The organism is Serratia nematodiphila DZ0503SBS1, from assembly GCF_000738675.1.
GTDB classification, from domain to species: domain Bacteria; phylum Pseudomonadota; class Gammaproteobacteria; order Enterobacterales; family Enterobacteriaceae; genus Serratia; species Serratia nematodiphila.
The window spans coordinates 2,311,363-2,332,336 of sequence record NZ_JPUX01000001.1 but is presented as its reverse complement, the minus strand read 5'-3'; the positions used below and the strand labels follow the sequence as shown (position 1 = coordinate 2,332,336).

Annotated in this window: 21 protein-coding genes; 11 read left to right on the top strand and 10 right to left on the bottom strand. The window is 59.7% G+C overall.

The genetic code is table 11. The features are described 5' to 3' along the window. Positions 1-43: 43 nt before the first annotated feature. The gene (locus JL05_RS10720; protein ID WP_033632405.1) at positions 44-496 is read left to right on the top strand and encodes a GNAT family N-acetyltransferase; all 453 of its coding nucleotides are present in this window, start codon (positions 44-46) and stop codon (positions 494-496) included. A gap of 2 nt (positions 497-498) precedes the next feature. Here JL05_RS10720 and JL05_RS10715 read toward each other — a convergent pair whose 3' ends face one another. Then, positions 499-1,116, bottom strand: coding sequence for a LysE family translocator (locus JL05_RS10715; RefSeq protein WP_004941674.1), 618 nt, complete (start codon positions 1,114-1,116; stop codon positions 499-501). A gap of 194 nt (positions 1,117-1,310) precedes the next feature. Between JL05_RS10715 and JL05_RS10710 the strand changes: the two genes are divergently transcribed. Continuing rightward, entirely contained in the window at positions 1,311-1,772 is a 462-nt protein-coding gene (locus JL05_RS10710) for an Lrp/AsnC family transcriptional regulator (RefSeq protein ID WP_021504394.1), read from the top strand. Between the two features lie 34 nt (positions 1,773-1,806). Here the strand turns inward: JL05_RS10710 and JL05_RS10705 are convergent, their stop codons facing one another. Continuing rightward, positions 1,807-3,015, bottom strand: a complete 1,209-nt coding sequence (locus tag JL05_RS10705) for an NAD(P)/FAD-dependent oxidoreductase (protein ID WP_033632404.1) — start codon at positions 3,013-3,015, stop codon at positions 1,807-1,809. Between the two features lie 164 nt (positions 3,016-3,179). Then, entirely contained in the window at positions 3,180-3,719 is a 540-nt protein-coding gene (locus JL05_RS10700) for an RrF2 family transcriptional regulator (protein WP_004941666.1), read from the bottom strand. Positions 3,720-4,058: 339 nt separating this feature from the next. Between JL05_RS10700 and bepA the strand changes: the two genes are divergently transcribed. After that, complete coding sequence (gene bepA / locus JL05_RS10695) at positions 4,059-5,528, top strand: beta-barrel assembly-enhancing protease (RefSeq protein ID WP_033632402.1); 1,470 nt, start codon at positions 4,059-4,061, stop codon at positions 5,526-5,528. A 20-nt stretch (positions 5,529-5,548) separates the two neighbouring features. Continuing rightward, positions 5,549-5,902 carry an arsenate reductase (glutaredoxin) gene (gene arsC, locus JL05_RS10690; RefSeq protein WP_015378717.1) on the top strand — a complete coding sequence of 118 codons (354 nt, stop codon included), beginning with the start codon at positions 5,549-5,551 and terminating at the stop codon, positions 5,900-5,902. Positions 5,903-5,950: 48 nt separating this feature from the next. Here arsC and hda read toward each other — a convergent pair whose 3' ends face one another. Further along, positions 5,951-6,652 (bottom strand): DnaA inactivator Hda, encoded by a 702-nt coding sequence (gene hda, locus JL05_RS10685; RefSeq protein WP_025159568.1) that lies wholly within the window; start codon positions 6,650-6,652, stop codon positions 5,951-5,953. Positions 6,653-6,924: 272 nt separating this feature from the next. On the opposite strand from hda, the gene JL05_RS10680 reads away from it, so the two are divergent. Next, positions 6,925-7,440, top strand: a complete 516-nt coding sequence (locus JL05_RS10680; protein ID WP_021504397.1) for a hypothetical protein — start codon at positions 6,925-6,927, stop codon at positions 7,438-7,440. A 32-nt stretch (positions 7,441-7,472) separates the two neighbouring features. Beyond that, positions 7,473-7,721 (top strand): GlsB/YeaQ/YmgE family stress response membrane protein, encoded by a 249-nt coding sequence (locus JL05_RS10675; RefSeq protein ID WP_004941647.1) that lies wholly within the window; start codon positions 7,473-7,475, stop codon positions 7,719-7,721. Positions 7,722-7,768: 47 nt separating this feature from the next. Here the strand turns inward: JL05_RS10675 and uraA are convergent, their stop codons facing one another. Continuing rightward, positions 7,769-9,058 (bottom strand): uracil permease, encoded by a 1,290-nt coding sequence (gene uraA / locus JL05_RS10670; RefSeq protein WP_021504398.1) that lies wholly within the window; start codon positions 9,056-9,058, stop codon positions 7,769-7,771. A gap of 76 nt (positions 9,059-9,134) precedes the next feature. Continuing rightward, positions 9,135-9,761 carry a uracil phosphoribosyltransferase gene (gene upp / locus JL05_RS10665; protein ID WP_004941642.1) on the bottom strand — a complete coding sequence of 209 codons (627 nt, stop codon included), beginning with the start codon at positions 9,759-9,761 and terminating at the stop codon, positions 9,135-9,137. 255 nt (positions 9,762-10,016) lie between these two features. Between upp and purM the strand changes: the two genes are divergently transcribed. From purM to JL05_RS10645, 4 genes are all read left to right on the top strand, one after another. After that, positions 10,017-11,054 (top strand): phosphoribosylformylglycinamidine cyclo-ligase, encoded by a 1,038-nt coding sequence (gene purM / locus JL05_RS10660; RefSeq protein WP_033632401.1) that lies wholly within the window; start codon positions 10,017-10,019, stop codon positions 11,052-11,054. Then, complete coding sequence (gene purN / locus JL05_RS10655) at positions 11,054-11,692, top strand: phosphoribosylglycinamide formyltransferase (RefSeq protein ID WP_021504400.1); 639 nt, start codon at positions 11,054-11,056, stop codon at positions 11,690-11,692. Before purM ends, purN begins: the two co-directional genes overlap by 1 nt. Before the next feature lie 113 nt (positions 11,693-11,805). After that, entirely contained in the window at positions 11,806-12,357 is a 552-nt protein-coding gene (gene speG / locus JL05_RS10650; RefSeq protein WP_004941631.1) for a spermidine N1-acetyltransferase, read from the top strand. Between the two features lie 202 nt (positions 12,358-12,559). Next, the gene (locus JL05_RS10645; protein WP_033632400.1) at positions 12,560-12,775 is read left to right on the top strand and encodes a hypothetical protein; all 216 of its coding nucleotides are present in this window, start codon (positions 12,560-12,562) and stop codon (positions 12,773-12,775) included. Between the two features lie 29 nt (positions 12,776-12,804). On the opposite strand, the gene JL05_RS10640 is transcribed toward JL05_RS10645, so the two are convergent. From JL05_RS10640 to JL05_RS10625, 4 genes are all read right to left on the bottom strand, one after another. Beyond that, positions 12,805-13,617 carry a hypothetical protein gene (locus tag JL05_RS10640; protein WP_033632399.1) on the bottom strand — a complete coding sequence of 271 codons (813 nt, stop codon included), beginning with the start codon at positions 13,615-13,617 and terminating at the stop codon, positions 12,805-12,807. A 234-nt stretch (positions 13,618-13,851) separates the two neighbouring features. Next, complete coding sequence (pstB, locus tag JL05_RS10635; protein WP_004941613.1) at positions 13,852-14,664, bottom strand: phosphate ABC transporter ATP-binding protein PstB; 813 nt, start codon at positions 14,662-14,664, stop codon at positions 13,852-13,854. A gap of 28 nt (positions 14,665-14,692) precedes the next feature. Further along, positions 14,693-16,342: a phosphate ABC transporter permease PstA gene (pstA, locus tag JL05_RS10630; protein ID WP_033632398.1), complete on the bottom strand. Its 1,650-nt coding sequence runs from the start codon at positions 16,340-16,342 to the stop codon at positions 14,693-14,695. After that, entirely contained in the window at positions 16,339-18,510 is a 2,172-nt protein-coding gene (locus tag JL05_RS10625) for an ABC transporter permease subunit (RefSeq protein WP_033632397.1), read from the bottom strand. Before JL05_RS10625 ends, pstA begins: the two co-directional genes overlap by 4 nt. 396 nt (positions 18,511-18,906) lie before the next feature. On the opposite strand from JL05_RS10625, the gene ppk1 reads away from it, so the two are divergent. Further along, on the top strand, positions 18,907-20,970 hold the full coding sequence (gene ppk1, locus JL05_RS10620) for a polyphosphate kinase 1 (RefSeq protein ID WP_004941606.1): 2,064 nt from the start codon (positions 18,907-18,909) through the stop codon (positions 20,968-20,970). Positions 20,971-20,974: the final 4 nt, after the last annotated feature.

Genomic DNA, 20,974 nt, shown 5'->3' with positions numbered 1-20,974 from the left:
ACGGCGACCCTGACCTGAACGCTTGCACAGGAGAAGAGCCATCATGACACCCCCTGCCCCACGGGAGTGGCGGCGTGCGGACTATCTCGTCAGCACCGATCCCGCCCTGCTGGATCTCGATGCCATCCACGCTTTTCTGACCCGTTCGTCATGGGCGGAAGGAATCGATAGAGAAACCGTTCGCCAGTCCCTCGCCCACAGCTTGTGTTTCGGTTTGTATCACGGCGCCAGGCAAATCGGTTTCGCCCGGCTGGTCACCGATTACGCCACTTTCGGCTATCTGTGCGACGTGTACGTGTTGGAGACGCATCAAAAAAGCGGGCTGGGCCTGTGGCTGGCGGAATGTTGCCAGGCCCATCCGCTGATGGCGACGCTGAGGCGAGTCATGCTGGTCACCAGCACCGCCCCTTGGCTCTATGAAAAAGTGGGCTATAGCGCCATCAACCGCCCCGACTTTGTCTGGCAGATCGCCCGGCCGGACATCTACCGACGGTAATGCTATTTCAGCGCCTGCTCGGCCAGCAGCCCGAGGGCGATGACGATCATCGCCGCGCCGGAGATGCGCCCCACCACCTTTGCGGCCTGCGGACGCGTGCGCAGCACCGACTGCGAACCAAACCCCACCAGCAGATACACCAGGCCGCAGCTGATCAAATGCACGACGCCCAACGCCAGCATCTGCATCGGCACCGACCATTCGGCTCGGGCGTCGGTAAATTGTGGCAGCAGCGCCAGAAACAGCAGAAACACCTTGGGGTTCAGCCCGCTGACACACACGCCTTTGCCGGCCCAGCGCAGCCAGGAATCAGAACGCTGATCTTCACCGGCGCCGGGCACCGGCGGGTGCAACAGCATGTTGAAACCGATCCACAAGAGGTAAGCCGCCCCCAACAGGGTGAGCGCCGTCAGCGCCAGTGGGTTGCCGACCAGCAGCGCGCCGACGCCCGCCACCACGATCGCAATCATCAACAAATGGCCAAACAGCAAACCGGCAACGGCGGGCACTACCACCCGACCGCGAATACCCGCCGAGATCACATAGGCCCAATCCATACCCGGCGTGATCACCAACAAAATCGACACCGCCCAAAACGCGGCGAACAGAGCGAGCGTCATGCCGGCGCCCTCTCAAACGCACCGCGCCACACCGAACAGAGAACCATTGCGCTTTCCTCGTGGAAGAAGAACGGCCTCCGCCTGCCGCGGGGGCCGTCAAAACCGTTCAACAGATGGCAAGAATATCCTCATGACGTTAAAATGTGCTTTCAATTACTTGCCTTAAATCGGCATAAACGGGGAAATTTTTCCAAATGGATAAGATTGATCGCAAGATTCTTGCTGAATTGCAGACCGACGGCCGGTTGTCGGTGACCGAGCTGGCCGAGCGGATCGGTTTGAGCGTGTCTCCCTGTCACCGCCGGGTGCGGGCATTAGAGGAGTCTGGGGTGATCAGGGGTTACCGCGCCCAACTCGATCCCGGCAGCCTGGGCTATAACTTTTCCGCTCTGGTGTTCGTCACCATGCGCGAAGGCGATCGCCGCGCCGTTGAAACCTTCGAAAACGCCATGGTGGACATTCCCCAGGTGGTGCAGGCACAGCGGTTGTTTGGCGATCCCGACTATCTGCTGCACGTTATAGCCCGCGATCTGCCCGCCTTCCAGCAACTTTACGACGAGAAGCTCTCCGCCCTGCCGGGCGTGCAACGCCTGAGCTCCACGCTGGTGATGAAAACCGTGGTGCCGGAACGCTCGTTCCTGCCGTTGGGAAAATGAGGACGGGAACGTTGCCGCTCCCGTTTTGACGACCTTAAGGCACAATCACGAAATCCGGATTGGCGATGGCGAACAGCGCCTCGCGATCCGCCGCCGGCGGATAAATCCACTGCGTGTTGATCTCCTGCTTAATCTTTTTGCCTTCCTGGCGGGTAAAGCGCACCTGGCGCTGCCAGCCTTCGGTATAGAGCGCGCCCCAGGGCCCCAGATCCAGGCAGGTCACATACTTCGGCTGGCTGTACGGATGCGTCGGCAACCCCGCCAGCTCCGCCGCCGCATTGTGGCCGGCCACGCGGCCAAGGCTCATCGCATGCTGGCAGGTCATCAGGTTGTGATTACCGAGATCGTCGGTCGCCGCCTTCACCGTATCGCCGGTCACGAAAATGCCCGCCGCCGCCGGCGCGCGCAGGAAGGCATCGCCGATCACCCGGCCGCTGCCGTCGCGCTCGCCAGGGATCTGCTCGGTCAGCGGATGCGCCCGCACGCCCGCCGCCAGGATCACCGTGTTGGCAGCGATACGCTCACCGTTCGACAGCATTACCCCCTCGGCGTCGATGGCCGAGACGCGCAGGCCGGCCCGCGCTTCCACGCCGCACTCCGCCAACGCCTGGCGTATCACCGCCCCCGGCTCTGCCCCCATCCCCGCGCCTACTTCCGGCGCGGTATCGACGATCACCACGCGCACGTTCTCGTCTTTGCCCAGCGCATCCCGCAGCCGCTGCGGCATCTCCGCCGCGCTCTCCAGCCCGGTCAGCCCCGCGCCCACCACCACGGCGGTGTTGCGCGCAGGCGTCGAAGTTTTGGCCGCCAGCGCATTGATATGGGCGCCCAAACGCTGAGCGCTTTCCAGCGTATCGACGTTGAAACCGTATTCGGCAAAGCCCGGCACCGCAGGCACGGACAGCCGGCTGCCGGTGGCCCACACCAAACGATCGTAGGCCAACTCAAGGGGTTCCCCCGCCGTCGGCGCCACCGTGAGCGTTTTAGCAGCGGCATCGATACGCTCAACCACCCCGGCCAGGTGCCGCACGCCGACGGCGGCGAGCTGCGCGGAAATGTCCGGGTTCATGTTTTCCAACACCGCTTCATACAGGCGCGGGCGGATGGTGACCGTTGGGGTCGGCGAGACCATGAGCACCTCGATATCGTCATGCTTACCGGCGAGGGTAATGGCGCGCATGGCGGACACGGCGGCCCAAAAACCGGCAAAACCGGAACCGGCGATCACTATTTTTTGCGTCATGAGATGACTCCTTCATACAGGGTTAACCGGGCGATAAGGCGTGCCCGCAGTGTTTTCGGATGAACGATGCCGTTCCGCTCCCGTAGCAGGGTGCAGAAGGCCCGCCCGCCCCTTCCGAGGAGGCGGGAATAAGTGTGTTTGCTTTCTTTAAGGAAAGGCGGAGCTTAGGTCTTGGCGCGCGCCGTTTTGCCGCTGCGCGCGGTGCGTTCCGTCATGCGTTCGTCGAGCCAGAGATTGACCTCACCGAAGAAGCCTTGCGGCGCTTTGCGGCCAAAGCGGGCCGCGACGGCGCCGAGGGTCTGCGCCGCCAGTGCGTCGCGCATCGCCTTCTCCGCCTGCAGCATCACCGCATGGATAGCGCATTTGCCGGAGACCGCCCAATCCGGCGGGGAATCATCGAACACCGCACAACGCCCGCGCACCTCCTGGCAATCGAACAGCGGCTTGTGCCCCTCGATGGCGTCGATAATTTCCAGAAAACTGATCTCGTCCGCCGGACGGGCCAACCGGTAACCGCCGCGCACCCCTTCACTGGCGGCAACGATCCCCGCCTTTTCCAGCTTGGGAAAAATCTTGGCCAGAAAGCTGGGGGAGATGCCCTGCAGCTCGGCGAGTTCGCGGCTGCTGAGTGCGCGCTGGTTATCGCCGACCAGCCACAGCAGGCAGTGGATGCCATATTCAACGCTGGTTGTGATGTACGCCATATGTCCGTTTTCGACCGTCAGTGAATCTTCAATAACGCAGACTATATGAGTCTGCGTTTATCCTGTCAATAAAACACGGATCAACTTTGTCCGCGTTTAATTCAAAATGCATGTCGCCAGCGACGAAAAAGCGCCCTTCAAAATGAAAAATAAAACTTTTTTGCTCGATTCGCGCTCGGCTAACGTTTCCTTGTCGCCTGCGGCTGACTATGATGTGATGGATGCCGCCGCAGCGGTTTGTGAGCCGCCGCACTTTCGCGCGGATTGCGCCGCGGGAATAAAGAACTCTTGTCTGCTGCTGACGTCTTAGAAATGATTATTTAAGGGAAACGCCTGACTATGACCAACCGGTTGACCAAAACCGCGTTAGCGGTGCTGCTGCTCAGCACGCTGAACGCCACCGCCCTGGCGCCAGCACAGGCGGAAAGCCAGGACCAGTTGCCGGATATGGGCACCTCCGCCGGCGGCACCCTGAGCATCGGACAAGAGCTGGCGATGGGCGATTTCTATGTGCGCCAACTGCGCGCCAGCGCCCCGCTGATCAACGATCCGCTGCTGAGCCAGTACATCAATCAGTTGGGCAACCGGCTGGTGGCCAGCGCCTATTCGGTGCGCACGCCGTTCCATTTCTATCTGGTGCGCAACGACGAGATCAACGCCTTCGCCTTCTTCGGCGGCAACGTGGTGCTGCACTCCGCGCTGTTTCGCGTCAGCGACAACGAAAGCCAGCTGGCTTCGGTGCTGGCGCACGAAATCTCGCACGTTACCCAGCGCCACCTGGCGCGCGCCATGGAAGATCAGCAGCGCAACGCCCCGCTGACCTGGGTGGGCGCACTCGGTTCCATTTTGCTGGCGATGGCCAACCCGACCATGGGCATGGCGGCGCTGAGCGGCACCATGGCCGGCACCCAGCAAGGCATGATCAGCTTTACCCAATCGAACGAACAGGAAGCCGACCGCATCGGCATTCAGGTGCTGCAGCGCGCCGGTTTCGATCCGGAAGCCATGCCCGACTTCCTGCAGAAACTCTCGGATCAGTCGCGCTACGCCTCCAAGCCGCCGGAAATGCTGCTGACGCACCCGCTGCCGGACAGCCGCCTCTCCGACGCGCGCAACCGCGCCAACCAGATGCCGAAACACATCGTGCAGTCTTCGCAGGATTACCTGATGGCCAAGGTGCGCGCACTGGGCATGTACAGCTCGGAAGGCTACGGCCTGAACGAAGAGTTGCTCGGCTCGCTCAGCAAGGGCAACGTGCGCGAACAGGCGGCCGCCAAATACGGCCGCGCCATTCTGTTCTATGAAGCGAAAAAATACGACGACGCGCGCAACATCATTCAGCCGATGCTGGCGCAGGATGCGAAAAACGTCTGGCTGATCGACCTGATGACCGACATCGATCTCGGTCAGAAACGCGCGCCGCAGGCCATCGCACGCCTGCAGGCGGCCAACGCCGCCCAGAGCAACAACCCGGTGCTGCAGCTCAATCTGGCCAACGCCTATGTCGAAGGCAACCAGCCGGCGCAGGCGTCGAAGATCCTGAACCGCTACACCTTTGCCCATCCGGACGATCCGAACGGCTGGGATCTGCTGGCGCAGGCCAGCGCCGCTCAGGGGCTGCGCGATGAAGAGCTGTCGGCCCGCGCCGAAAGCCTGGCGCTGACCGGCCGGCTCGATCAGGCCATCGGCCTGCTCAGCAATGCCAGCTCGCTGCAGAAACTCGGCAGCCTGAAACAGGCGCGCTACGATGCGCGCATCGACCAGCTGCGCCAACTGCAACAGCGCTTCCGCCAATACCAGCGCAGCTGATTCAACAAGGAATGAACGCCATGAAAAACGTCACGATTTACCATAACCCGCGCTGCTCCAAGAGCCGTGAAACCCTGGCGCTGCTGGAGCAGCACGGTGTCGATCCCAAGGTAGTGCTGTACCTCGATACGCCCCCTACGGTCGATGAGCTGAAAAAACTATTGAAAGAACTGGGCTTCACATCGGCGCGCGATCTGATGCGCAAAAAAGAAGATCTGTACAAGGAATTGAAGCTGGCGGACGACAGCCTGAGCGAAGAGCAACTGCTGGCGGCGATGACGGCGAACCCGAAACTGATCGAACGCCCGATCGTGGTGAAAGGCAGCAAGGCGCGCATCGGCCGGCCACCGGAGCAGGTGCTGGAGATTTTGTAAATTCGAATTCGGGCGCGGACTATTGCGCCCTTTCTTTTACGGTAGCGGCTACAGCCCCAGAATTTCTTTAACGAACGGAATGGTGAGCTTGCGTTGGGCAGTGATCGAGGCGCGATCGAGCTGATCGAGGGTCATAAACAGCGTGCGCATCTCGCGATCCAGCCGCTTCAGCAGGAAGCGGCCCACGTCTTCCGGCAGCTCGAAGCCGCGCAGTTTGCCGCGCAGCTGCAGCGCCAGCAGCTTCTCTTCGTCCGACAGCGGCTGCAGCTTGTAGATCTGCCCCCAGTCCAGACGTGAAGCCAAATCAGGTAAACGCAGGTTCAGCTGACGCGGCGGGCGATCCCCGGTGATGAACAAACGGGTGCGGCCGGTTTCCAGGATGCGGTTGTAAAGGTTGAAGATCGCCATCTCCCACTCTTCGTCGCCGGCGATGCATTCGATATTGTCGATGCAGACCAGCGCCAGCTGTTCCATGCCGTCCAATACTTCAGGCACGAAGTAAGCGCGCTTGTCGAGCGGCACATAGCCCACCGCTTCCCCCTTCTGCGAAAGCTCGGCGCAGGCCGCATGCAGCAAATGGCTGCGCCCGCCGCCTTCACGCGACCAGAAATAGATATAGCTGCCATGTTCCTGACGGACGGCGGATTGGATCGCGGCTAATAGGGATGGGTTCTCGCCCGGATAAAAACTGGCGAAAGTTTCATCATCGGGAAGATAAAGTGGCAGTGAAAGCTGTGCCGGCGTATTCAGAGAAGCACCTCAACCAAAACTGGCAGAAAAACGTGGGCAGTTTAACACAGAAAACGGGCGCTGTTGAACCGGCAGGATCTTATGCCGCAATAGTGAACAATGCCTAAGCGCCGCTTGATTGGCTGCGGCCCCCGCCAAGGCAAGAATTATCCGATATCATTCCCTAACCCCATGCCTGCGCAGGTTAAATTTGTCATTTAAGCCAAATCTGGCCTAGTATAGGTAGGCTAAACGCAATCACCATCAACAAGGTTTCTGCAAGGATATAGACGATGAAAGTATGGAATAAAGTGCTGTTGGCCTCCTTTATCGGGTTGTTGGTTGCCGGCTGTGATGACTCGTCCAAGGTTGACGCCAACCTGGATAAAGCCAAAGACAGCGCCGAGCAGATGAAAGACGCCGCCCAGAAAAAAGCGGACGATCTGACGGACAAGGCGAAAGCGACGGCGGATGAAATCAAAAAAGAGGCCGCCACGCAGGCTGACCAACTGAAGGACAAAGCTTCGGCGATTAAAGATGAAGCCGCCAAGCAGGCGGACGCCATCACCAACGACGCCAAGGCCAAGGCCGCCGCGATCAAAGATGACGCCGGCAAGCAGAGCCAGCAGTTGGTGGATCAGGCCAAGGCCATCAAGAACGACGCCATCAACGGCGCCAACGATCTGACCGAGCAGGCCAAGGCCAAGACCGAAGCCATCAAGAACAGCGCCGAAAACAAAGCGCAAGAGTTGAAACAAGAAACCGATGCGGCGGTGAACGGCAATACGCAACCGGCCGCCCAGCAATAAGCCATACTCAGCAATAAAGTAAGGAGCAGTAAATGGGGATTATTTCCTGGATTATCTTCGGCCTGATCGCCGGTATTTTAGCTAAGTGGATCATGCCCGGCAAAGACGGCGGCGGCTTTATCCTGACCGTTGTGCTGGGGATCGTCGGCGCCGTGGTCGGCGGCTATATCAGCACCTTCTTCGGCTACGGCAAGGTTGACGGCTTCAACTTCGGCAGCTTCGTGGTGGCGGTTATCGGCGCCATCGTGGTGCTGTTCGTGTACCGCAAAATTCGCAGCTGAGGCGAATGCCATCAGTCAAAAGGGCAGCCCCTGGGCTGCCCTTTTCGTTACTTCTGCTCTGCCGGTTCGTCCGGCGCGTCGAGCACCTCTTCTTCCTTGCGGAACAGGCTGATGACCTTGAACAGCAGGCTCAAGCCAATGCCGACGATGGTCGCCAGCGCCATGCCTTTCAGCTCCGCCGCGCCGATATGCACCTTGGCGCCGCTCACGCCGATAATCAGGATCACCGAGGTTAAAATCAGGTTTTGCGCTTTGTTGTAATCCACTTTGGACTCGATCAACACGCGAATGCCCGAGGCGCCGATCACGCCGTACAGCAGCAGGGAAACGCCGCCCATCACCGGCACCGGCACCGCTTGGATCGCCGCCGCCAGCTTGCCGATGCAGGACAACAGGATCGCCAGCACCGCCGCGCCGCCGATCACCCAGGTGCTGTAGACCTTGGTGATGGCCATCACGCCGATGTTCTCGCCGTAGGTAGTGTTCGGCGTGGAGCCGAAGAAGCCCGAGAATACCGTCGAGATGCCGTTGGCGAACATCGAGCGGTGCAGGCCCGGATCGCGGATCAGGTCTTTTTTCACGATGTTGGCGGTCACCACCAGGTGGCCGACGTGCTCGGCGATCACCACCAGCGCCGCCGGCAGAATGGTGAAGATGGCGAACCACTCAAAGCGCGGGGTGTAGAAGGTCGGCAGCGCGAACCAGTGCGCCTCGCGGATCGGGGTCAAATCCACCACGCCCATGAAGAACGACAGCGCATAGCCCACCAGCACGCCGATCAGGATCGGGATAATCGCCAGGAAGCCACGGAACAGCACTGAACCGAGCACCGTGACCGCCAGCGTCACCAGCGAAATGGTGATGGTGGTCGAGTCGGCGCTGGTGCCTTCCGCCGGCAGCAGCCCCGCCATGTTGGCCGCCACGCCCGCCAGCTCCAGGCCGATGACGGCGACGATCGCCCCCATCGCCGCCGGCGGGAACATCACGTCCAGCCAGCCGGTGCCGGCCTTTTTCACGATCAGCGCCACCAGGCAGAACAGCACGCCACACATGATGAAACCGCCCAACGCCACTTCGTAACCGAGCGGCAACAGCAGCAGCACCGGCGAGATAAACGCGAAGCTGGAACCGAGGTAGGCCGGGATCTTGCCTTTACAGATGAACAGATACAGCAGCGTGCCGATGCCGTTGAACAGCAGCACGGTCGCCGGGTTGATCTTGAACAGGATAGGCACCAGCACGGTGGCGCCGAACATGGCGAACAGGTGCTGGAAGCTGAGCGGAATGGTCTGGAGCAGCGGCGGGCGCTCGCTGACGCCGATGGCGCGACGGGTCATGTGTGTTTTTCCTCGGTTTATTGGTTTTATAGGTTTTAGTCAAAAAAAAGCCGACTCATTAAGTCGGCTCAAATGTTTACTTGGTACCAAATATCTTGTCGCCCGCATCGCCCAGGCCAGGCACGATGTAGCCCTTATCGTTCAGACACTGATCGATGGAGGCGGTGTACAGTTCAACGTCCGGGTGCGCTTTCTCCAGCGCGGCGATGCCTTCCGGCGCCGCCACCAGGACCAGCACCTTGATGCTGTGGCAGCCGGCTTTCTTCAGCAGATCGATAGTGGCGATCATCGAACCGCCGGTGGCCAGCATCGGGTCGACGACCAGCGCCATACGCTCTTCGATGTTGGAAACCAGCTTCTGGAAGTACGGCACCGGCTCCAGGGTTTCTTCATCGCGGTAAACGCCCACCACGCTGATGCGCGCGCTCGGCACGTGCTCCAGCACCCCTTCCATCATGCCCAGACCGGCGCGCAGGATTGGCACTACGGTAATCTTTTTCCCTTTGATCTGGTCCACTTCAACTGGCCCGCACCAGCCTTCGATGGTGACTTTTTCCGTCTCCAGATCGGCGGTCGCTTCATAGGTCAGTAAACTACCCACTTCTGAGGCCAGCTCACGGAAGCGTTTGGTGCTGATGTCATTTTCGCGCATCAGGCCAAGCTTGTGTTTTACCAGCGGGTGTTTCACCTCAACGATCTTCATCATTTTTCTCCTATTAAGGTGGTTGCGGCCAAAAAAATCGCGGGATTATACCTCCTTTTTTTCGCTGCGCCACCCACAATAGCCCGATCGGGATCAACAAAAGTTTGAATATCAGTATAGATGACGAAAAAGCGGAGCCGGTTCACAAGCCGCTCGCAAACGTTTGCCTGCGCTGTTAGAATTGCCGCGCCTTATTCCGGAATCAACATCGGAAGCACAGTTTTCAAACCGCAAACCGTCGTGGGGAATCGCGCAGTGACCGACAAAACCTCTCTCAGCTATAAAGACGCAGGTGTCGATATCGATGCAGGCAACGCATTGGTAGATCGCATCAAAGGTGTAGTTAAACAGACCCGTCGCCCGGAAGTGATGGGCGGTCTGGGCGGGTTTGGCGCCCTGTGTGCGTTGCCGCAGAAATACCGCGAGCCGGTGCTGGTTTCCGGTACCGACGGCGTGGGCACCAAGCTGCGTCTGGCGATGGATCTGAAACGCCACGACACCATCGGCATCGATTTGGTGGCGATGTGCGTCAACGATCTGGTGGTTCAGGGCGCCGAGCCGCTGTTCTTCCTCGACTACTACGCCACCGGCAAGCTGGATGTGGACACCGCGGCCAGCGTGATCACCGGCATCGCCGAAGGCTGCAAGCAGTCCGGCTGTGCGCTGGTGGGCGGCGAAACCGCTGAAATGCCGGGCATGTACCACGGCGAAGATTACGACGTGGCCGGTTTCTGCGTCGGCGTAGTCGAAAAATCCGAGATCATCGACGGCAGCAAAGTGCAGTCCGGCGATGCGCTGATCGCCCTGGGCGCTTCCGGCCCGCACTCCAACGGTTACTCGCTGGTGCGCAAGATCCTGGAAGTAAGCAACACCGACCCGACCGCCACTCAGCTGGAAGGCAAGCCGCTGGCCGACCACCTGCTGGCGCCGACCAAGATTTACGTGAAGTCCGTGCTGGAACTGATCGAGAAGGCGGACGTCCACGCCATCGCTCACCTCACCGGCGGTGGCTTCTGGGAAAACATTCCGCGCGTGCTGCCGGAAGGCATGCAGGCGGTGATCGACGAAGCCAGCTGGCAGTGGCCGGCGGTGTTCACCTGGCTGCAGCAGGCCGGCAACGTCAGCCGTCATGAAATGTACCGCACCTTCAACTGCGGCGTAGGCATGGTCATCGCCCTGCCGGAAGCCGAAGTGGAAACGGCCATCGCGCTGCTGACCGCGGCAGGTGAAAAAGCGTGGAAAATCGGTAAACTGACCGCCTCTTCCGACGAACAACAAGTGGTCATCAACTGATGAAAAAGATCGTGGTGTTGGTCTCCGGCCAGGGGAGCAATCTCCAGGCGCTGATTGACGCCTGCCAGCAGGGCCGCATCGCCGCCGAGATCGTGGCGGTATTCAGCAACAAGGCGCAGGCTTACGGCCTGCAGCGCGCCGAAGCGGCGGGCATCGCCGCCCAGGCGCTGGATGCCAAGGCTTACGCCGATCGTACGGCGTTCGACGCCGCGCTGGCGGACGCCATCGACCAACATCAGCCCGATCTGGTGGTGCTGGCCGGCTACATGCGCATCCTCAGCCCGCAGTTCGTGCAGCGTTATGCCGGCCGCATGCTGAACATCCACCCTTCCCTGCTGCCGAAATACCCGGGGCTGCATACGCATCGTCAGGCCATCGATAACGGCGACAGCGAACACGGCACCTCGGTGCACTTCGTGACCGAACAGCTCGACGGCGGCCCGGTGATTTTGCAGGCCAAGGTGCCGATTTTCGCTGACGATGAAGAGGATGACGTGGTTGAACGGGTGCAAACCCAGGAACACACGATCTATCCGCTGGTGGTGAGCTGGTTCGTCGACGGCCGCCTGGCGATGCGCGATGGCGCCGCCTGGCTGGACGGCGAACGCCTGCCTGAGCAGGGTCACGCCGCCGACTGATGCGCGCAGCCTGAACCTTGCCTAAACGGCGCCCACGCGGCGCCGTTTTTTTTCGCCTTCATCCATTCTGTGAAGTTATACTTTGCACAATTTCACGGCACAGAGGAGCCCACATGTCCAGCACTGCCAGCGTCAGGTTACGCCCATTGGAACGGGACGATCTGTCGTTCGTCCACCAGATGGACAACAACGCCAGCGTTATGCGCTATTGGTTTGAAGAACCCTACGAAGCCTTTGTCGAGCTTTCCGATCTCTACGACAAACACATCCACGATCAGAGCGAGCGCCGCTTTATCATCGAGCACGAAGGCGCCAAGGTCGGCCTGGTGGAGCTGGTGGAGATCGATCACATCCACCGCCGCGCAGAATTCCAGATCATCATCGATCCCGCCCACCAGGGCAAAGGCTATGCCAGCACCGCCGCCCGGCTGGCGATGGACTACGGCTTCTCGGTGCTGAACCTGTACAAGCTGTACCTGATCGTCGACAAGGAGAACCCGAAGGCGATCCACATCTACAGCAAGCTGGGCTTCAACGTGGAAGGCGAGCTGATCGACGAGTTCTTCGTCAACGGCGAATACCGCACCGTGCTGCGCATGTGCATTTTCCAGCCGCAATATCTGGCGAAGTTCAAAACGCCCAATGATAAGCCGCTGGTGAAGTGACAATTCGCGAGAAAAAAGAGAAAACCCGCCCAGGCGGGTTTTTTATTGGGAAATAAGCGACTAGTATTAATGGATGCTATTTTATCGTCAGGAAATAATCTGATGAATACGGAAATAAATAATATTTCCCGAGATAATTAATCGCAAAATAATTAACAGTAATAATAAGAATTCCCCTCTGCCTCTACAAAGGAAAAACGCCATGACGACCGTCTCAAACCTGCTGCTTTTTATCGGTCTGGCGATGCTCGCCATCGCCGCCGGCCTGAATGCCTATAGCGGCTACGCGCCTGCAGATCCCAATAGCACCCCGCTGTTTTCCCCGCTCTGGTGGACGCGCTGGTTCCCGCTCTATGCCTCGGGCGCTGCGTTGCTGCTGGTGGGGGTGGTGCTGCGACTCGCCGATAAAACGCGTTAAGAGCCATGTTCTGATATGGCGCTTAGAAGTTAATTATCTTTCTTGCCCAGCCTACGCATCAGCCATCCACGCTGTGGCTTTTCGGCCGGTGGCAAATCAGCAACGGTCTCCAAAGTGATATCAGGTACGTTTTCCTGTGCCGCAACATTGCACGCATGCTGACAATGCGCCTGATATTCCGCTTCGTTCTGATACAGGTGGGGCTGCCACTTCAGCCAGAAAGCCTTGGCATGCTGCAGGGTTCCCCATTCATTAATTGACCAAGCCACAACGAACAACGCCAAGAACAAATAGGCGAAAAAGAATAATGAAAACAAAAATATATTACTGGCAGTGGCTTCGCTTGCCCCCAACGGAAGCACGCTGGTATAGACACCGTAAGCGATAGCCAACGCACTGACGACAAAGAATATCAGCACAAAAAAGCGCTGCTTACACAACTGGTTGACATCAAGGGCAAATACTTTGTTGTCTTCATTTTTGCTAGCTGTAAGCGAAGTACGACGCAAGAAACTGTTCAACGCAAGGTCGTTCAATGCCACCGGTCCACGGCCCAAATAGTCCACTAGTTGATGCGCCACCCATACCGGCAGGCGGATCCCAATACTTTCATATAGCGCTTTAATTTGCAGCAACGTCATGCCACTCTGCGGCGCATCCCGCAATTTCTGAATACGTGACAGGACGGACACGCGTTTTACATCGCTGACGCTATCAAACTGGCAACGTCGTCGGGAATCATATCCCTTTAACCAACGTAAAAACCACCATGCCACTCCAGAGATCAGTAGGGGTAATAACTGGAGAGATAATTCTTTGATATAAACCTCATCAATATTCATGCTTATAATTTCCTTTTATAGACAGTTATTAATCCATCGATAAAACGCAGAAACAAATGAAATGATGAATTAAAAAATCACCAAGGGTACGATTTTTATCGAGAACCCTCTATATAGCATGAATAATGTAGGAAAAATAATTATGAAAGGATTTTTATTGCGATACCGAACCATATCTGCTGGACTTTAAATTCAATGAGCGGCGTAAACCCACCGGTTTGCGCCGCTCATCCCTCACCCATACCGCCCGGTAATATAGTCTTCGGTGCGGCGCTGGCGCGGCGAGGTAAAAATCGCGTCGGTGTCGTTGTATTCCACCAGCCGCCCCTGATGAATAAAGGCGGTGTAGTCGGAGACGCGCGCCGCCTGCTGCATGTTGTGCGTCACCAGCACCACGCTATAGCGCTGCTTGAGTGCGGAAATCAGCTCTTCGATGGTCAGCGTGGAGATCGGATCCAACGCCGAGGTCGGCTCGTCGAGCAGCAATACTTCCGGCTCGATGGCGATGGCGCGCGCAATCACCAGGCGCTGCTGCTGACCGCTGGACAAGCGGAACGCATTTTCACGCAGCCGGTCTTTTACCTCATGCCATAGCGCGGCGGCGCGCAGCGAACGCTCCACCGCTTCATCCAGCAAACGCCGGTCGCGCACGCCCTGCAGCCGCAGGCCGTACACCACGTTTTCATAGATCGATTTCGGGAACGGGTTCGGCCGCTGGAACACCATGCCCACCCGCCGCCGCAGCGCCGCCACGTCGATCTGCGCGCCGGAGATCGCCGCGCCGTTCAGCTGCAGTTCGCCCTCGATGCGGCAGTTATCCACCAGATCGTTCATGCGGTTGAAACAGCGCAGCAGCGTCGATTTACCGCAGCCCGAGGGGCCGATCAAAGCCGTCACCCGGTGCTTCGGGATACGCAGCGAAATATCGTGCAGCACCTGTTTGTCGCCATAAAACAGGTTCAGGCCGTTGACCGCCAGCGCGGTCTGTTCATCGTCGAGATGCTGGACATCCAGCCGGGGCAAACTGCCTGGCGTCATCAAACCCATTACGCACTCCCCAAAAATAGCGTCATTGTTACTGCGACCATGCTCGGTACCGCTCCCTCAACGAATGGCGGATACCCATCGCCGCCAGATTCAAACTCACCACGATCGTCACCAGCAGGAAGGCGGTGGCGAACACCAGCGGCCGCGCCGCCTCTACGCTCGGGCTCTGGAATGCCATATCGTAGATCTGGAAGCTCAAATGCATGAACTTCCGCTCCAGGTGCAGATACGGGAAAATCTCGTCCACCGGCAGCACCGGCACCGATTTCACGACCCCCACCAACATCAGCGGCGCGGTCTCCCCGGCGGCGCGCGCCACCGCCAGGATCAGGCCGGTCATCATCGCCGGTGCCGCCATTGGCAGCACGATGCGCCACAGCGTCTCGGCCCGGCTGGCGCCCAGCGCCATCGAGCCCTGCCGCAGCGAGGCGGGAATGCGCGACAGCCCTTCCTCGGTGGCGACGATCACCACCGGCAACGTCAGCAGCGCCAGCGTCAGCGCCGCCCACAGCACGCCGGGCGTGCCGAAGGTCGGGTTGGGCAAGGATTCAGGATAGAACAGCTGATCGAGCGTGCCGCCAATCATGTAAACAAAGAAGCCGAGGCCAAAAACACCGTAGACGATCGAAGGCACCCCGGCCAGGTTGACCACCGCGATGCGGATCACCCGCGTCAGCAGATTGTTGCCGGCATACTCGTGCAGATATACCGCCGCGATCACGCCAAACGGCATCACCACGATCGACATCAGGATCACCATCAACACCGTGCCGAAAATGGCCGGGAACACCCCGCCTTCGGTATTCGCTTCGCGCGGGCTGTCGGTGAGGAACTTCTTCACCTGCTCGCCCCAGTGTGCCAGCTTCTCGGAGGTGCTCATGGCGTTCGGGTACCAGGCATCGCGCACCTGGCTGAGCGGAATGGTCAACGTCTGCCCGTGCATGTCGCGCAGCAGCAACGCATCGCGCTGGCGATCGCGGTTCAGCCCCGCCAGACGTTCGGACAACAGCTGATACTGCCGCTGCAGCTCCAGCCGCTCGGCCTTGATGGCGTCCTGTGCGCGGGCGTCCAGCTTATCGTCGCGCTGCAGGCGTTTTTCCCGCAGCCGCAGCGCGTCAAACTGCTGATTGATGCGCGCCATGTCGCGGAATTGAATGTCGTGCGCCTGGCGCGAGAGCGCGGCGATTTGCGGCAGCCTTTGCTGCAACGCCTGCCCCAGATGGCGGCCGGTCAGCGGTTGCCCGTCTTCCAGCAGCCCCGCCAGATAGCCGTAGGCGGTGCCGTGGCTGTCGCGTTCCAGCACCAACAGGCTGCGCGGCGTGCTTTGGCTGCGGATATCGCTGGCCAGCAAGGTGCGGAAATCCTGCCCCTCGCGCTCGCGATTGCCGACCTTAATCAGATAGCGTTCGACGCTCTGCGCCTCGCCCGACGGCGTAACGCCCGCCTCGGCCAGCTGGCGCCGGGAAATGCTTTGCTGCTGATACAACTCGCCAATCACCGTCACCGGTCCGGCGCCGTTCTGATTCAGTTCGAACTGATAAACCGGACTCGGCCAGAAATAGCGCATCCCCTGTCCGGCCAGCAGCAACAGAATGCCGATCAGCGCCAGCAGGCTGACGGCCACCGAACCGGCGGTCAGCCATATCCACGGCGACCCGCTCTTCACCCAGTTCTTCATGGCGCCTCCTGATTTGGCGTGTAGCGCTTGCGCAGCCGCAGGCGCACCGCCTCCGCCAGCGTGTTGAACACGAAGGTGAAGACAAACAGCACCAGCGCGGTCAGGAACAGCACGCGGTAATGGCTGCTGCCGGAGACCGCCTCCGGCATTTCAATGGCGATGTTGGCCGCCAGCGCGCGCAGCCCCTGGAACAGGCTGCCGTCGATAATCGGCGTGTTGCCGGTGGCCATCAGCACGATCATGGTTTCCCCCACCGCGCGGCCAAAGCCGATCATCAGCGCGGAGAAAATGCCGGCGCTGGCGGATGGCAGCACCACCTTGATCACCGTCTGCCACTGGGTAGCGCCCAGCGCCAAAGAACCCTGGCTCAGGGTCGCCGGCACGCTGAACAGCGCGTCCTCCGCCAGCGAGAAGATGATCGGCACCAGCGCGAAACCCATCGCCACTCCCACCACCAGCGCATTGCGCTGGTCATAATTATCCCCCAGCCAGAAATGCAGCGGCTCACCGAACAACGCCACCTCCAGCCGCGGCCCCAGGTTGAGCGCCAGCCACACCGTCAACGCCAGCAGCGGCAGCAGCAACAGCAGATCGACGCCCGGCCGGCAGCGCGGCATAAAGCGATGGGTCAACGCGCCGCACAGCAGCACCGCCGCCGCCAGCAGCAGCGGCAACGCCAGCACCGCCAACAGATACTGCTCGATGATCGGCGCCAGCCAGATGCCGGCCACCAGCCCGATCACCACCGTCGGCAACGCGCCCATCACTTCGATAGCCGGTTTGATCACCCGCCGTAGCCCCGGCGTCATAAAGTAAGCGGTATAGATGGCGCCGGCCAAGGCCAGCGGGATGGCGAACAGCATCGCGTAAGCCGCCGCCTTAAAGGTGCCGAAGATCACCGGCATCAGGCTGAATTTGGGTTGGTAACTGTCTTCGCCGGAGGTGGACTGCCAGACATAGGCCGGCTGCGGGTAGTTCTCATACCACACCTTGCCCCACAACGAACGCCAGGTGACGTCCGGATACGGGTTGTCGAGCGCATAGCGCTGCCAGCCCTGCGCGCTCTCCAGCAGCAGGCCATCGCCGCGCGGCGCGAACGCCATCTGCCGCACCTCGGCGCCCAAACGGGTATTCAGCAGCGGCTGCGGTTGAATGGCGGAGAACAGCGAGAAGCCGCCATCGGGCCGCAGGGTGGCGAACACCCGGCGGTAAGGCTCAGCCACCGTCAGCTCCTGCCCGTCGGCGCCGTGGTCGAAATGCTGCACCGGCGTCAGGCGCCAGCGCCGATCTTTTTCCACCTCGAACCACTCGCGCAGATTGCCGTCGGCGCCCTTGATCAGCAGCGCGCTGCCGCCGGGCAGCGCCGTCATCTGGTACGGGGCGTGTTCGCCCAAGGTGCGCGTTTCACGCAGCTGCAGCTGCGCGCCGTCGATCTGGTAACGCGCCAGCCGGTTGCTCGCCAGCAGATAAAGCTGGCGGCCATCCGGCGTCAGCACCAGTTGCTCCCCGTCGTGCTCCAGCGGCCGCTCGCTAAACTGTGGCGGCCGGTCGGGGCTGAAGCGGCCGAACACCAGCCGCCGATCGTCGGTCACTCCGGCCAGCAGATACTGCCCGCGATGCGCATCCGCCAGCGACAGCAGCTTCAGCGGCTTGCGCTGTGGATCCAGCGCCAATGGCTGCTGCCCGAGCGGGAACTGCCACTGCGGCCGGCCGTTTTCCGCCGTGGCGAAATCCGCGCGCGCCACCACCAACCGGCCGTCGGCCTGCGCCAGCGCAAACAGATCGCGCTCGCCGGCGGCCTGCGCGAGCAGCGCCGGTTTGGCCAGCAGCGTCTGCTGCGCCAGCGGCGTCTGGGCCTGGCCGCTCGGCGCCGGCGTCAGACGATAAAATTGCCCCGCGCCCTGCGCGTCGATGCGATAACCGACGCGCTGCTGCACGTCCATGCCCAGCGCCAGCGCCGGGGCCGATACCGTGAACGGCAGCGGCTGCGCCTGGCCGAGCGAGGTCGGTTTGAACAACGGCAGCACCGCAAACAGCAGATAAACGAAGATCAGCATCAACGTCATCAGCACCATCAGCCCGCTGGCGGTCACTGCCGCCTGCACGCCGCGGTCGATGCGCCCGCGCATGCGATCTCGGGGATGTTGATTGGCCGTCGTCTGTGTCATGTGTCTCGCTGTCGCTGATGTAATCGGGCTTGCGCCGTAAGATAACCGGGCATCTTATGTCAGTTTTATGACGTTTGCATGACAAAGTTACCCGCCATAACTCAGGTTTTTTACACTGCCATCAGACAATATGAATTTTATATATTGCTGAAAAATGACCATAAACACGCTTTATAACGCCAAGAATAAGCCTGCTAACCGTCATTTCATGCTGATCGTTTCACTGCCGGGCATCCCGCCGCGGGGAAAATTTATTGCCGCCGAAAAACGCCGCGCGCCAACGCAATGGATATGTTGGACTTTCCTGTCAATCTCTCGCAATAATGATGAAGGACACTAGAGCGGCATCCGGGCGCTGCGTCCCGGATCCTATTCTAAATTTGAACTGGAGTGGCAATGGGTCAGGAAAAGCTCTACATCGAAAAAGAACTAAGCTGGTTATCCTTTAATGAGCGCGTGTTGCAGGAAGCCGCAGATAAGAGCAATCCCCTGATTGAACGTATGCGTTTTCTGGGCATTTACTCCAACAACCTCGACGAGTTCTATAAAGTCCGCTTCGCCGATCTCAAACGGCGCATCCTGATCAGCGAAGAGCAAGGCTCCGCCGGTTCCTCACGCCATCTGCTGAAAAAGATCCAGGCCAAGGTGCTGAAGACCGATCAGGAGTTCGACGGTCTGTACAACGATCTGCTGCTGGAAATGGCGCGCAACCAGATCTTCCTGATCAACGAACGCCAGGTGTCCGAGAACCAGCAAATCTGGCTGCGGCAATATTTCAAACAGCACCTGCGCCAGCACATCACGCCGATCCTGATAAACCACGACACCAACCTGGTGCAGTTCCTGAAAGACGATTACACCTATCTGGCGGTGGAGATCATCCGCGGCGCGCGCATCGACTATGCGCTGCTGGAGATCCCGTCCGACAAGGTGCCGCGCTTCGTCAATCTGCCGCCGGAAGCGCCGCGCCGCCGCAAGCCGATGATCCTGCTCGACAACATCCTGCGTTACTGCCTGGACGATATCTTCAAGGGCTTCTTCGACTACGACGCGCTCAACGCCTATTCGATGAAGATGACCCGTGACGCCGAATACGACCTGGTGACCGAAATGGAATCCAGCCTGCTGGAACTGATGTCCTCCAGCCTGAAACAGCGCCTCACCGCCGAGCCGGTGCGCTTCGTTTATCAGCGCGACATGCCGAACGAGATGGTGGAACTGCTGCGCGGCAAGCTGGGCATCTCCAACTACGATTCGGTGATCGCCGGCGGCCGCTATCACAACTTCAAAGACTTCATCAGCTTCCCGAACGTCGGCAAGGCCAATCTGGTCAACAAGCCGCTGCCGCGCCTGCGCCACATCTGGTTCGACGGTTTCCGCAACGGCTTCGACGCCATTCGCGAAAAGGACGTGCTGCTCTACTACCCGTACCACACCTTTGAACACGTGCTGGAGCTGCTGCGCCAGGCGTCGTTCGATCCGAGCGTGTTGGCGATCAAAATCAACATCTACCGGGTGGCGAAAGATTCGCGCATCATCGAATCGATGATCCACGCCGCGCACAATGGCAAAAAGGTCACGGTGGTGGTCGAGCTGCAGGCGCGCTTCGACGAAGAGGCCAACATTCATTGGGCGAAGCGCCTGACCGAGGCCGGCGTGCACGTGATCTTCTCGGCGCCGGGGCTGAAAATCCACGCCAAACTGTTCCTGATTTCGCGCCGTGAAGGCGATGAAATTGTGCGCTATGCTCATATCGGTACCGGCAACTTTAACGAAAAAACCGCGCGCATCTACACCGACTATTCGCTGTTGACCGCCGACTCGCGCATCACCAACGAGGTACGCCGGGTATTCAACTTTATCGAGAACCCCTACCGCCCGGTCACCTTCGACAACCTGATGGTGTCGCCGCAGAACTCGCGCCTGAAGCTGTATGAGCTGATCGACAACGAAATCGCCAACGCCCAGGCCGGGGAACAGGCCGGCATTATGTTGAAAATAAATAATCTGGTGGATAAAGGGCTGGTAGATCGGTTATATACCGCGTCCGGCGCCGGCGTGAAGATCCGTCTGCTGGTGCGGGGCATGTGTTCCCTGATTCCCAACCTGCCGGGGATCAGCGACAATATTCAGGTGATCAGCATCGTCGATCGCTTTTTGGAACACGATCGGGTTTACGTTTTCGACAACAAAGGTGACAAACGGGTGTATCTGTCCTCCGCCGACTGGATGACCCGCAACATAGATTACCGTATCGAAGTGGCGGTATCGCTGCTGGATCCGGCGCTGAAACAGCGCGTTCTGGACATTCTGGAGATCCTGTTCAGCGATACGGTCAAGGCCCGTTATGTGGATAAAGAACTGAGCAACCAGTACGTGCCGCGCGGCAACCGCCGCAAAGTGCGCGCCCAGGTGGCTATTTACGAGTATTTAAAAGCTCTGGAACAACCAGGACAGTAGGCCA

Coding starts and splice junctions, on each gene's coding strand:
- JL05_RS10720 (WP_033632405.1), top strand. CDS start 44: ATGACACCCCCTGCCCCACGGGAGTGGCGGCGTGCGGACTATCTCGTC.
- JL05_RS10715 (WP_004941674.1), bottom strand. CDS start 1,116: ATGACGCTCGCTCTGTTCGCCGCGTTTTGGGCGGTGTCGATTTTGTTG.
- JL05_RS10710 (WP_021504394.1), top strand. CDS start 1,311: ATGGATAAGATTGATCGCAAGATTCTTGCTGAATTGCAGACCGACGGC.
- JL05_RS10705 (WP_033632404.1), bottom strand. CDS start 3,015: ATGACGCAAAAAATAGTGATCGCCGGTTCCGGTTTTGCCGGTTTTTGG.
- JL05_RS10700 (WP_004941666.1), bottom strand. CDS start 3,719: ATGGCGTACATCACAACCAGCGTTGAATATGGCATCCACTGCCTGCTG.
- bepA (WP_033632402.1), top strand. CDS start 4,059: ATGACCAACCGGTTGACCAAAACCGCGTTAGCGGTGCTGCTGCTCAGC.
- arsC (WP_015378717.1), top strand. CDS start 5,549: ATGAAAAACGTCACGATTTACCATAACCCGCGCTGCTCCAAGAGCCGT.
- JL05_RS10680 (WP_021504397.1), top strand. CDS start 6,925: ATGAAAGTATGGAATAAAGTGCTGTTGGCCTCCTTTATCGGGTTGTTG.
- JL05_RS10675 (WP_004941647.1), top strand. CDS start 7,473: ATGGGGATTATTTCCTGGATTATCTTCGGCCTGATCGCCGGTATTTTA.
- uraA (WP_021504398.1), bottom strand. CDS start 9,058: ATGACCCGTCGCGCCATCGGCGTCAGCGAGCGCCCGCCGCTGCTCCAG.
- upp (WP_004941642.1), bottom strand. CDS start 9,761: ATGAAGATCGTTGAGGTGAAACACCCGCTGGTAAAACACAAGCTTGGC.
- purN (WP_021504400.1), top strand. CDS start 11,054: ATGAAAAAGATCGTGGTGTTGGTCTCCGGCCAGGGGAGCAATCTCCAG.
- speG (WP_004941631.1), top strand. CDS start 11,806: ATGTCCAGCACTGCCAGCGTCAGGTTACGCCCATTGGAACGGGACGAT.
- JL05_RS10645 (WP_033632400.1), top strand. CDS start 12,560: ATGACGACCGTCTCAAACCTGCTGCTTTTTATCGGTCTGGCGATGCTC.
- JL05_RS10640 (WP_033632399.1), bottom strand. CDS start 13,617: ATGAATATTGATGAGGTTTATATCAAAGAATTATCTCTCCAGTTATTA.
- pstB (WP_004941613.1), bottom strand. CDS start 14,664: ATGGGTTTGATGACGCCAGGCAGTTTGCCCCGGCTGGATGTCCAGCAT.
- pstA (WP_033632398.1), bottom strand. CDS start 16,342: ATGAAGAACTGGGTGAAGAGCGGGTCGCCGTGGATATGGCTGACCGCC.
- JL05_RS10625 (WP_033632397.1), bottom strand. CDS start 18,510: ATGACACAGACGACGGCCAATCAACATCCCCGAGATCGCATGCGCGGG.
- ppk1 (WP_004941606.1), top strand. CDS start 18,907: ATGGGTCAGGAAAAGCTCTACATCGAAAAAGAACTAAGCTGGTTATCC.